Source organism: Microcoleus sp. LAD1_D5, assembly GCF_036702115.1.
GTDB lineage: Bacteria > Cyanobacteriota > Cyanobacteriia > Cyanobacteriales > Microcoleaceae > Microcoleus.
In genome coordinates, this window is record NZ_JAUBSA010000052.1 from 34,991 (window position 1) to 45,647 (window position 10,657).

Sequence of the window (10,657 nt, forward strand, 5' to 3'; positions counted from 1 at the left end):
ACTAAGATCAGGAATTTTAACCGTAGGGTGCGCTACAAGCACCTAACCGCTATATTTAGGGGAGCGAACCGATTTGTTAACCAAGCGTGCCATCCCAGTTTCCGAACGCACAAGTCAGCCGGATCTGAAGGTAAAATTTTCAGAAAACCAGATTATTTACGGTCGATCGACTTAACAAATTGTTGCACAGGCTGTGGTAGAGCCGGCACAAAAGTCTTTCTAAAACCCCTAACATCGAACACTCGCCACAAAATACCTACCGCTACCGTCAAGAAAAATAACGCTCCCAAAAAATTGAACACAGTAGACAGAAAACCGCTGTTCCTTTTTTTCGGAGGTGTAATATGTTTCATGCGATATACAGCCGGCTCGTAATCTCTCGACTCCTCGCGACTGCGCCGCGGCGTTTTGGGGCGCGAACTCGCACTGCGCTTCTCAGTCAAACCCGTTTTATTAGTTTTAGTAAAACTGCTGGGCGATTTTAGCTCAGAAGCGCCGCGGGTTCCCGTTAACTTGCTAGCAGAAGCCCCCGTTGGGCCAACAGCAGCATCCTGAATTCTGCTGTTAGGGCGCTGAGTCGATTTACGTTCGGCGAGGGTACGCATCAAACTTTGCAATTGCTGAGTCGCCGCCGGCGGGCGTTCCCCTTTCCTCGCCCAATTTAACAGCATCGCCCCGGTAATCCCGCAGAGATTCGTAGCGCCTACAGAAGCCAGCCGCTTCAGCAGAGGCTGGCTGTTGGACACAAAAATTACCAATGCGTCCGGGTGTTCGGTCGCCAAACCGTAAACGCACTGAGCCGTCGCCACCACCAGCATTGCTGGCTTGCTTTGATTTTTGATCGAAGGTTCGAGAGCTCGGTGTGTTTCCTGAGCGTCAGTTGCAATCCAGCCACTGTCGGCAAAAAATCGCATAAACTCTCTAGCTACTTGCTCTTGCTCTTTTTCCACCGCTTGCCCTGTCAGACGATCTATTTCGTCGTACACTACTTCCGGGATATAGCAAGTTCCCACCTTGGCATATTCTTGCCACACTTGGGTTCTGCCAGCCATTAAAACATCTGCATCAAAAGTTACCAATACAGGAGGAAGTTGATTAGCCATGACTTTATCCTATAGGCTCAGATAAGTTATTTAAACTTAATCGATCAAGTTTAAACAAATTTTGGGATATAAAAAAATCAACTTTTGGTAGTAGATAAATTGCCCTGGGCGCGGGTCTTAATTGGAAATTAGTAGTTAGGAACCAGATCGCCCTTCAGTTCCCCAGTTCGATCGCTCAATTCCTAGATTCCACTAATTTACCGCAACCCAAGAGCCTATTACCAAAGATGCCCGACTACTGCTAGTTCCCGATGCCCAGACGGCCAGCCAAAGCCGGAGTCAACGGCAACAGCGCAGCAATCATCAAGAACAAAGCTAGCAAACCCAAAGCCGCGCGAGCGTCGTCAGGCTCAGTCAACTCGTTGAGGCTCGGCCGCTCCAGATTCCGCTGTAAAATCAGAATCACGATCGCCCAATACAGAGCCAAAGGATTAACTAAAGAAACGATAGCCAGCACAACAAAAGTCGCCAAAGTAGTGCGACTGGCTATTTTCCGACCGTAGATGGCTTGCACGATTCTACCCCCGTCCAACTGTCCCGCCGGCATCAAATTAATCGCCGTTATTACCAAGCCCAACCAACCGATAACTACCAGCGGGTGAACGTCAACAATCTGCTGCTGCAACGCCGAACCCAAAACCACTTTTGCCAAAGTTCCCACCAAAACCGAGCCCTTGAAAAATTCTGCGGGAATTTGAAACAAACTGCCGGGGTGAGACAGCAGCAAACCCGTTACCAGCATTAGCAGAGAAACTATTCCCCCAGCCGCTGACCCGGCAAAAGCGATGTCAAACAAAACTTTACGGTTGGGCAGTAGCGACTCAAAACGGTCGATCGCTCCAAAACAACCTATCTGCAAAGTTGGTATAAAAAACGGCCAACTCAAGCCAACCTTGTACCGATTTGCCAGCACTCGGCGAGCAATTTCCCCAGAGCCTAAAACCGCCCAAATTCCGGCTGCTATTGGCAGAACTTCTAGATATCTAGTCGGCGAGTTAAAGAAATCGAAACCCAGCAGCAAACCGCCTGTCTCTAAGCTGGTAGCAATTGTTGCCAGCAACAGCACGACTGCGAGGATTTTTTGAGATACGGTAGTTGGCTGCGGGTCGTTGGTGCTGGGCAAGATAATAACTACTGGCTTGTCGTCCTGATTTTCTACTAAAAATAGGCGGTAGCGATCGTTTAATCTTTCTTGCAAACTTGCCGTCAAACGTGAGTGTACTTGTTCTGGGTCTCCCCGGAGATTGCCTTTGAGAATTACCCCATCTTGATAAGGAATGGTTTCTGTGGCAAAGAAAGTATCAATTCCAAAGATGCCTTTAATTGAATTGAGGTCTTCAACTGGAACGGGAATAATTTGTAATTCATTATTAGCAGGCGACGAAGTGACGATTTTAATGGTTTCTGGGCCTGGTGTTCGCTGCGACTCAGGGGCCGAGAAAGCATCGCTTTGGGACTTTACCTCAGCAGCATCCGGCCGCGGCAGCACTGTATCGGATGCAGCCTTACGCAATTGCCGGCCCAGATAAATGTACAATCCCGTGGATGCCACTAGCAGCAACAATACCGCAACTAGATTGAGGTAAATTCCGGCGGCGAACAAACCAAAGAACAGCAGCCAGGGACTCATCAGCGCAACAGACTGCAACCAAGCCAAAATTCCCAGTTTGCCAAAAGGTCTGGCGCGATAAAATCCCCAACCCAGAATTCCCATAGCAACCAATACGAGCGCAATTGTTGCCGTATTTTCCGATGCAACTATAGGCATTCCGGTTGCTTGCGCCAATAGGGGCTTTAATCGGTCGATCGCGCTGCGGTCGAGTAATAGCATTAAATTTTGGGGAATATGAAATAGAGTTGTTGGGAACATATCCAAACCTATCGGAAACTAGCCTGATTACTAAGGATAACCCCTGAGGGCTACTCGGCCCACAACCTGCTGCTGGTGCTGTTTGAACATCGCAGGAGCTAGGCTATTGACACAAGAGACTTTTTATGATAACACATCGTCTGTGGCAAGCATATACTCAGAAGGGTAGCAGTGTCGATCGGGAAGCGGGAAGATAAGCCCCGTATCAACCGGAAATTGGGCTGCTGGAGGTCGCGTGTTCAAGACAAGCAATGTTTCCGATATCGGAATCCGAAACAAATCCGAAATCAATAAGGTTTGGGCCACTGTCTCCTTTGCGGCAGAAAACGGCCCAAACCTTTGATAATACGAGCTTCGTGTAACGGGTACGGCAGGACTTGAACCTGCGGCTCGCTGCTTAGAAGGCAGTAGCGTCAAATTCTTGAATTCCTTTGTGCATAAGTCTTTCAACCTTTAGTCACGCAAAACCAAACCAAGATGCACAACAAATGCACAACAAATGCACAACAATTTGATATTGTAGCCCTGTAGAGTTGAGGGCGCAATCGTGCAAACAAACCAATCTCAGCGTCGGAGAAAGGTGACTGTAGGAGTGATGGCAAGCCGAGGTATGCTACGTCTTCACTTGCCCCGCGAGCTTTATTCCGGTAAAAATACGTTTCTGTATGTAGGTCTGGCGGATACTTTGGAAAACCGGGCGATTGCAGAATGCAAGGCTAAGCAGATTGAGCTTGACATCCTTACAGGGATATTTGACCCAAATGATTTAAGCAAATACAAGCCTGTCCAACCCCACAAACACAGCAATCTGGTACAGGCTAAATTTGGGACAACAGGTCTGACGCTGCAAGAGTTGTGGGACAAATATCTAAACTACAAGGAGGGTACGCTCAAGCCAAAGTCTTTGCACTACTTGCAAACTACGTTGGGGCGACACATAACTAAGTGTCCTTCGGATATTCTGCAAGCGCTAGAAGTTCGCGAAGTCCTTTTAGGGACAACAACGGGGGACATGACTAAGCGCATTCTCACCCACTTAAATGCTGCTGTTAATTGGGGTATCAAGCACGGGTTAATTATTTTGCCTGTTAGTCCCTACAAAGATATGGCCAATGATTTACCTAAGTACAACTGGCAGAATGACCCCACCCCTAATGCTTTTGTCACTGAAGAAAAGTTGCTGGTGCTACAAGCTTTTGAGTCTCACAAAAATAAGCCCGGACACTGTTACAACACATACTACCCATTACTAAAATTTTGGTTTTTAACGGGTTGCCGTCCTAGCGAAGCTATTGGCTTGACTTGGGGGAATGTCTCGCCAGACTGTTCTTACGTTTTGTTCAACAGCAGTATTCAGTTCATTGAGGGCAAGGCTGTTGAGAGTAAGGGCAGTAAAAATAACAAACACCGAAAATTCCCTTGCAATAACGAATTGAAAGAGCTTTTAGTGTCAATTAAACCAAAACAGTTTGGCTCTAAAGAATTGGTTTTTTCTTCTCCAACTGGGGAGGCAATCAACTACAGCAATTTTTCTCAAAGAGCTTGGCACAAGATAGTTGTACCTATCACTGACAAGACGCGGGAACCTGGTTACAAGCCTACTACCCCGTATTCTTGTCGCGATACTTTTATTAGCGAACAATTGGCGCAAGGTATCCCATCTGCGGTAATTGCTCGCTAGTGTGATACGTCGGAAAGTATTATTAATTCCCACTATTTAGATAACAAAATATTGGAGCATTTACGCCCGCTTTGATACTATTAGTATGTTGATTCTACGGGCAACTTTTGCGAAACAAAACTTTACAGTCCCTGTGTTGAGAAGGAACTGTAAGTCTGCAATCGTGAGTAACTAAGGAAGATTGATGCGCGGTTGACGAGCACTTGCAATGCTAGCCAAACCACGACTTCCCCAAACCGTTACATCACAACGTTGGGAGCCTATAAATTATGCCACTTTCAGCCGATTGTCCTAACGGACGATCGCAACACTTTACATTTGGCCGTCGCGAGTTATTGCAGAAAATCGCATCGGCCGCTTTGCTGTTTTTTGTGCCGCCTTCTCAGTCGGTTGCTTTAACTCTTAATGGGCAAACTTTGCCAGAGTTTAATATTGGCGACTCAATAGCCGTTGATTGGACTGGTGAATTTGGCGAGGACTTTATCGAATTTGGCGAGGTTGTGGGTATCTGTCATCGCCCGGAAGATGGTTGGGTCTATTACATCAACTGGACACATAGCACCAGCTCAGATGATTTCCACTATCCCTGTTTTGAGGGAGAGCCGACTACGGCCGACAGGTTGAGGCTTGTCAGTCATGGCTAAACCAACTGTTAGTTACCGTCGCATTGACCAATTAAAAGCGATCGCCTTTGACCGTGGCTTCACCAATGAAGACGCTAGACAATTCGGAAAACTCAGCAAAACTGCTACATGGGGCTTCCTGAATATATCGATCGCACTTGACGTGGCATGGGTTAAGAACTGGTGCGATCAAAAGTCAGGTGCAAAAAAACAGGTAAAATAGATCAAAACTCGTGCATCACCATCTGCGATCGTGTACCGAAAAGCTGAGCTTGCTCACCCCTCACCCTCCGACTTTGAACTCCCCTCATGTGGAAAGTTGTCAGCAGATAACCGTTGGGTAAAAATGGCCCAAATAATCCCGTGGTCAGAATTTGAATCAGAATATGCGGCCAACTTCCCCACAGAAAAGGGGGCCCCTGCTAAATGCTTTAGGATGGCATTGGGGGCATTAATTATTAAAGAAAAATTAGGAATTAGCGATCGTGAAACAGTAGAACAGATCCGTGAAAACCCCTATCTGCAATACTTCATCGGTCAATCAAGCTACAGCAACGAACTCGCATTTGACCCATCACTCTTAGTACACTTTCGACGGGCGTATTAGTCCCAATCTAATTAATCAAGTGAACGAACGCATGGTCAAAAAAATGCGAGAACTCACGCCAGTCAAACCCGAAAAAAAAAAGGATTCGGACGCCAAAAATGAGTTATCCAATCGCGGCCAATTGATCGTAGATGCAACCTGCGCCCCAGCCGACATTAGTTATCCGACCGACTTAGGACTATTAAACAGAGCCAGAGTTCATACAGAAAAAATTATAGACATTCTGTATAAACAAATTAAAGAAAACACCACTAAAAAACCAATAACATACCGTAATCTAGCGAGGAAAGACTACTTAGCAGTAGCCAAACAACGACGACCGACCAAAAACAAAAAAAGACAAGCAATTAAAAAACAACTTCAATACATAAAAAGAAACCTAGCTCATATTGAACAGCTAATCGATTCAGGTGCGAGCCTAGAAGCTCTGAATAAAAAGCAATATAAAACCTTGTTAGTCCTCACAAAGGTCTATCGCCAACAGCAATGGTTATTTGACAATAATAAACAGAGTATTGAGGATAGAATAGTAAGTTTAAGCCAACCCCATATCCGTCCCATAGTCAGAGGAAAAGCAGGAAAAAGCGTAGAATTTGGAGCCAAAATATCAGCCAGTTGTTTTGAGGGATATGTATTTTAGACCGGATGAGCTGGGATAACTTTAAGGAATCAGGGGACTTAAAAACACAAGTAGAAGCATATCATAAATTCACAGGGTATTATCCAGAGTCAGTTCATGCAGATCGCATTTACCGAAATCGGGAAAACCGAGCATGGTGTAAAGAAAAAGGCATTAGGCTGAGTGGGCCGCCATTAGGAAGACCGCCAGCAAATGTGAGTAAATCAAAAAAGAGGCAAGCGTTGGAAGATGAGAGGATTAGAAATGCCATTGAGGGCAAGTTTGGGCAAGGAAAACGAAGATTCGGTCTCAATCGAGTGATGGCAAAACTTGATAATACATCTGGTACAGTTATTGCAATTACTTTTTTGGTAATGAACCGATGCTTCCTGGTGGCGCCGGGTTTTTTGTGTGTTTTTATGTCTATTTGGAAAAAGAACACCTGTTTTTGGCTTGAATATAATCTACAATTATAACTGGGTGGAATCAATGCCGAAACAACTTATATTTAACCCAGGGTAAACGCATCTAAATTAATTTGACAAAAACATGAATTTGTGCATTACTCAATAAATAAAAAAACCTTCTTAAAATCATTAATTTTAACCCCACTTAAGCAGATTAAATCAGAACCTTAAGAATTTCTAAACTTCTTAAAGCCGGATAATTTTGCTTCTTAGATAGGTGTTAGATTTCGAGCATTAACTGGCAGAGTTTAAAATTTTAACTAAATAATTATTGTCCATTGCCGCTCGATACCGCTTCATTTTTAGACTTTGCTTAGAAGTTTTTTCTTGTTTCAGTAAATTTATGGCTAATCGACGTAGAAGTGCAAAATTTTCGGGAGAGTTCTGTTTCCGAATCCGGCTTTCATCTTCACAAAATGTAACATCAAGTGTCCAATGTAAGCTATTTTCAATGCCCCAATGACTGCGAATCGCTCCAGCAATTTTTTCAGCATTACTGCTTAAACTACTCAAGTAAAAACGAGCTTCTGTGGTGGTTTTATTCCACAATCGTCGTTCACTAACTATCATGACAACTGTTTTTAATCCACTCCATAATGCTTGATTATGCAGAGGTGGTAACTCGGATACATCCACAGTCCAGACTTGTCTTTTTTCCACTCGATGATGTCCAGCTTCTACTTGTTCATGATAGTTATACTCTCTACCTAAATCATCGGACTTTTGGGCTAATTCAAACCATTCTTTTACGGCTTGGTACAGGAGTTTTTGATTGCCTTTTAAAGCTAAAATATAATCTCCTTTTTTCTTAAAAATCAGAGATGTTATGTCTTTTTGACACCCATAGCATCTATGGTTATTACACTTCCGGCAATTTCTATTAATTCCGGGATTGCTGTCAGCTCGTTAGATTTTTTAGCGACTTTTTTTGGTCCTAAAACCAATTGATGAGATGAAGACCAAGCAGTAACTATATGTAGCGCTTTTTGCTGGTCATTTCGGTCATAAGATTGTTTCATTGTTTTGCCATCAATGGCAATCACGTTGAGTTCTAATTCCCCGACTATCGCATTTACCCAGCTCAAAAAACATTCTTGAAACTGTTGTGGTTCAATTCGAGCAAATACCCGACTAAATGTGTCATGAGATGGTATACCATTCGGTAATTCTAGAAAGCTTTTCAACCATTCATGTTTGGCGTTACCATAGGCTTCTATTGCCACCCATCCGTCTGCACCACTGATGATAGCTAGAATCGCAATCGCTATAATATCTTTGAGTAAATGTTCTTTACTTCTTTCTATTCTTGGGTCTTTCAACTTGGCAAAATCTTCTAAGAAACTGGCATTTAAAATATTCAGTGAAGGCAATAAATCTGTTTTTTTTTGTTGGGAAGTTACAGCTTTACTAAAACCTCTTGCCATTGATAACTCTCATGAACTACAATAAACTACATTGAAATTTACTCGGATATAACTGTAGCATATTTTGGGTTGAAGTTAAGATGCGTTTACCCTGATATTTAACCAAGCTTGAATATATCGATCGCTCCTGCTCTTGGTTGGCGATCGATTATTCAGCAAACCCTACTTAAAAAGCCTAACAAAGGCTTCATACCCTCAGCAGCAAGTCTGTAGCGCTCACACTTGCAGCCAGACTTAAAGATTTTATGATAATCTTCCACCCGCCAACGGTAAGTATACCAGCGCAGCATCTTAATCGCAGTTTCTATATCTTCTACGACTTCAGTCGTCAGAAGCATCCATTCTAAAGGTGTTTCGCTTTCTGGGCCATCGATTTCAGTTGCATAAACAGCATAAACTTGTAATGAATCACGATTCTCTCTCGCGATAGGGAACTCGTAGTTGAACTTGACAGAAGCGCACTGCCAATGAAGCTATCCTTCCCTGACGTTTACCAGTTTCTGGTACTTTGATTTCCTGTTCAAATCTGATCCGTTGGGATTCCAACTTTCTCCACAAACGTTCGCTATTCTGGTAAGGGCTACGGTCATGAGCTGCACGTACTAATACTCCTGTATGTTTCAGTTGACGTGCTTGGTCGAACACTTCACTAATATCTCCTTCTCGGTCGAAAACATGAATTACTCGGGTGCTGTTACTTACTTCATGCTGGACTTCGGTCATCGCTTCTACCCATCGATAAGACTCTTTTTCTTCAAATGGGCGTTGACGAGCAGCTTTTCGCGCGATTGCCTGTCGTTGTTTTTTGGCTGCTGCGGTTTCATCCTGTGGTGGCTTTTCTTTGTGCTCTCGATTCCATAGCTTTTGCCATAACAGTCCCATTACTTGTCCTTGTTCGGGGGTGAGCGCCAAGGCACTATGTAAAATTAATCCGTTGCCACCGTTACCTGTGGGTCCATATCCTTCCCGTTTGGCTTTGATGCTACCATAATCTAGAAAGGTTGTATCTCCTATGGACAATACGACTTCTTGCTCTTCCACAGCTTCACAGGTCATTTGACAGTGAGGTTTGATTACTTTGTCAAATTCTATTTTGCTGTTGCCAAAAACTCATAAGCTCTTTTCAACTCGTTTCCAATGAGTGAATATTTCTGACAATGCTTTCCCGAACCCTTGACTTAGGGCTTGGCCAATTGAATAGGCTCTATTGTTTAATCTCTCATCTCCTAATTCACAAGTTGCAAAATTTTTCTCCCACCAGCTCAACATTTTTCGCCTGCCTTTACTTGATTTTAACCACATTATATCGGTTGAGTCGATGGAAGGTATTATCCTTCGCACCTCTCAGTTAGATCCGGACGTGCTGGTTTCCCCGCATCCGGCTCCCGATGTTCTTGGCTTACGCCTTTGCTCATGTGGAGATAATCGTGGCAGATGAGAGTGAACCGCTAGAAGGTTGTTTATTTTCGAGTTACTATGGTTTCCGTCTACATGATGTAGATGCACCTTTTCATCGCTTAGCATTTTTAGACCACATTTCGCACATTTATGGTTTTGCCGTTTTAAAGCTTTAGAGGTTTCGCCGTTATAGAGCTTGCTGTTACGCTCACTCCAGTAGGCTATATCTCCGTCGTAGGGAGATTTCTCTCCTTTGACATTGACAAATTTGTTTTCGGAGTAAGGAACCGTCGGGAATGCTTTATCAAGCAGTTTCTTGCTCGTGTAGCTAGATTGTTTTGATTCCTTATTGAATACCTTGAAGGCTCTATTTTGGATAAACCACAGTGATAACCGTGACCCTTCCAATTTACAGTAGCGATGGTAATTTCTCCAGCCTCTAACTACAGGGGCTAATTTCTTAGCTTTGACCGTAGCACCATAATTCGAGCTGTTAACGATGTGTTTTACCTTCTGACGGAACGCTTTAAAATTGTCCGCTGATGGAACGCATCTAAATTTCCCGTTGTTCTGCACTTTGAAATGCCAACCGAGGAAGTCAAACCCATCTGTCGTAGCCGTTAGCTTTGTTTTCTTTTCACTAACCTTCATGCCTCGTTCTGCCAGAAATTCGCTGACTTTATCAAGTATTGCAGTCGCATCATCTTTAGGCTTTAGAATTATTACCATGTCATCCGCGTAGCGGACTGATTGATGTATTTCCTCAATCCCATTGAGAGCTATATTGGCTAGTACAGCATGGCGGAAATAAAGTACCTATTTTATGGGAGACTGGGGCTAAGTGAGATAAATTGCACTCAGAACA

6 protein-coding genes and 3 pseudogenes are annotated in these 10,657 nt (G+C 43.8%); 4 read left to right on the plus strand and 5 right to left on the minus strand.

The annotated features are described in order from the left end of the window. Positions 1-152 precede the first annotated feature (152 nt). A complete protein-coding gene (locus QUA70_RS19985; RefSeq protein WP_333329822.1) occupies positions 153-1,103 on the minus strand; it encodes a hypothetical protein in 951 nt (316 codons plus the stop codon). 241 nt (positions 1,104-1,344) lie between these two features. Continuing rightward, the gene (locus QUA70_RS19990; RefSeq protein WP_333329819.1) at positions 1,345-2,973 is read right to left on the minus strand and encodes a site-2 protease family protein; all 1,629 of its coding nucleotides are present in this window, start codon (positions 2,971-2,973) and stop codon (positions 1,345-1,347) included. A gap of 547 nt (positions 2,974-3,520) precedes the next feature. Between QUA70_RS19990 and QUA70_RS19995 the strand changes: the two genes are divergently transcribed. From QUA70_RS19995 to QUA70_RS20010, 4 genes and pseudogenes are all read left to right on the plus strand, one after another. Continuing rightward, positions 3,521-4,654 (plus strand): tyrosine-type recombinase/integrase, encoded by a 1,134-nt coding sequence (locus tag QUA70_RS19995; protein ID WP_333329813.1) that lies wholly within the window; start codon positions 3,521-3,523, stop codon positions 4,652-4,654. Between the two features lie 269 nt (positions 4,655-4,923). Then, positions 4,924-5,298 (plus strand): hypothetical protein, encoded by a 375-nt coding sequence (locus QUA70_RS20000; RefSeq protein WP_333329810.1) that lies wholly within the window; start codon positions 4,924-4,926, stop codon positions 5,296-5,298. Next, the gene (locus tag QUA70_RS20005) at positions 5,291-5,500 is read left to right on the plus strand and encodes a hypothetical protein (protein ID WP_333349407.1); all 210 of its coding nucleotides are present in this window, start codon (positions 5,291-5,293) and stop codon (positions 5,498-5,500) included. The genes QUA70_RS20000 and QUA70_RS20005 overlap by 8 nt, the downstream gene beginning before the upstream one ends. Before the next feature lie 30 nt (positions 5,501-5,530). Continuing rightward, a pseudogene (locus QUA70_RS20010) lies at positions 5,531-7,025 on the plus strand (IS5 family transposase). Positions 7,026-7,204: 179 nt separating this feature from the next. Here the strand turns inward: QUA70_RS20010 and QUA70_RS20015 are convergent. The 3 genes and pseudogenes from QUA70_RS20015 to QUA70_RS20025 all read right to left on the minus strand — a co-directional run bounded on the left by QUA70_RS20015 (position 7,205) and on the right by QUA70_RS20025 (position 10,575). Further along, a pseudogene (locus tag QUA70_RS20015) lies at positions 7,205-8,394 on the minus strand (ISAs1 family transposase). A gap of 167 nt (positions 8,395-8,561) precedes the next feature. Continuing rightward, positions 8,562-9,663 (minus strand): annotated as a pseudogene (locus tag QUA70_RS20020) (IS4 family transposase); the annotation flags it as partial. Positions 9,664-9,738: 75 nt separating this feature from the next. After that, entirely contained in the window at positions 9,739-10,575 is an 837-nt protein-coding gene (locus QUA70_RS20025) for a reverse transcriptase domain-containing protein (RefSeq protein WP_333349409.1), read from the minus strand. Positions 10,576-10,657 lie beyond the last annotated feature (82 nt).